Annotated in this window: 3 protein-coding genes; 2 read left to right on the top strand and 1 reads right to left on the bottom strand. The window is 31.5% G+C overall.

All coding sequences use genetic code 11. The annotated features are described in order from the left end of the window. Positions 1-35 precede the first annotated feature (35 nt). Positions 36-404, top strand: coding sequence for a helix-turn-helix transcriptional regulator (locus DMP16_RS10155; protein ID WP_069282592.1), 369 nt, complete (start codon positions 36-38; stop codon positions 402-404). On the opposite strand, the gene DMP16_RS10160 is transcribed toward DMP16_RS10155, so the two are convergent. Beyond that, positions 381-773, bottom strand: a complete 393-nt coding sequence (locus DMP16_RS10160) for a hypothetical protein (protein ID WP_069282591.1) — start codon at positions 771-773, stop codon at positions 381-383. The genes DMP16_RS10155 and DMP16_RS10160 overlap by 24 nt on opposite strands. A 66-nt stretch (positions 774-839) precedes the next feature. Here DMP16_RS10160 and DMP16_RS10165 point away from each other — a divergent pair. After that, on the top strand, positions 840-1,036 hold a 197-nt coding region (locus DMP16_RS10165; protein ID WP_143577215.1), incomplete at its 3' end, for a DUF2192 domain-containing protein.

Raw genomic sequence — 1,036 nt, forward strand, 5'->3', positions numbered from 1 at the left:
CCTTATTAAAGTTTACAATCTTAAAGTAAATAATCGTGGTTAGATATATTCATGATTTAGGTAAAGAGTCTAGACTTAGTATCATTTACATTTTACTCCAAAACAGAAGCAAGAAGGAGCTTGCTGATGAGTTAGAAGTATCACCCGCATTAATAACCAAATACTTAAAGGGAATTACTCATCCGAGCGATGAGATCATTAAGAAATGTATCGAAATTTCAAATGAAGAAGAATATAAACAAATAATAGATATAATAATTTCAGACTTATCAAGTGCAGTTGAAGAATTAATAAATGATATAGATGCTGAATATATCTTACAAAACGAGTCATTAAAAAAGCTGTATAATTATCTTAACAAAATATATAATCAAGAATATTCAACTTCTTCTACCTTCGTATAAAGGACATACTATGCATATATCTGGGAACTTGCCTACTATTACTTTTTTATTACCATCTTGAGTCGTGCTTATAGCGTCTAATGGAATTCCAAGTTTTTCCGGATCGCTTATGTTCCAAGCTTCACAAACAAAATTAATTGAGTGCTTGCATGTCTTAGATTTCCATACTCCTTGAGATTTCGCAAGATTTATCCAACTAGTTAACTTAACTATTGTTGATAGAACTTCACCTATTTTCTTGTGCTCTTCTTCGTTATCCAACTTATATTTCTTGAACTCTTCAACAATCCCTTTTATTTCTTCCTCTAGATCTGATGTGGAGAGTACAACTATATTTGGCTTTAAGTTTTCCTCTATAGAAGTACTCATGATAAAGTACTTAATCTAGTATGTCTTAAAAAGAAATTGACACATAAACTTAAGAGGTAAGCAAGGATGGTAAAGGAAATATACAAGGAAAGGGTTAAGGTACTTACTGAAATATGGGGGCTAATCACGGCCAGCTGGGATTCTATCACTAGAGATGATCTAGTAGAAATACTGAAAAACGCATACATAAAGAGAAATATAAAGCCTTTCAGGGGATTTAACGCTAATAACTTATATGAAAAGGAATTAGTTAGCTTATACGT

It is taken from the genome of Sulfolobus sp. B1, from assembly GCF_007050195.1.
Classification (GTDB): domain Archaea; phylum Thermoproteota; class Thermoprotei_A; order Sulfolobales; family Sulfolobaceae; genus Saccharolobus.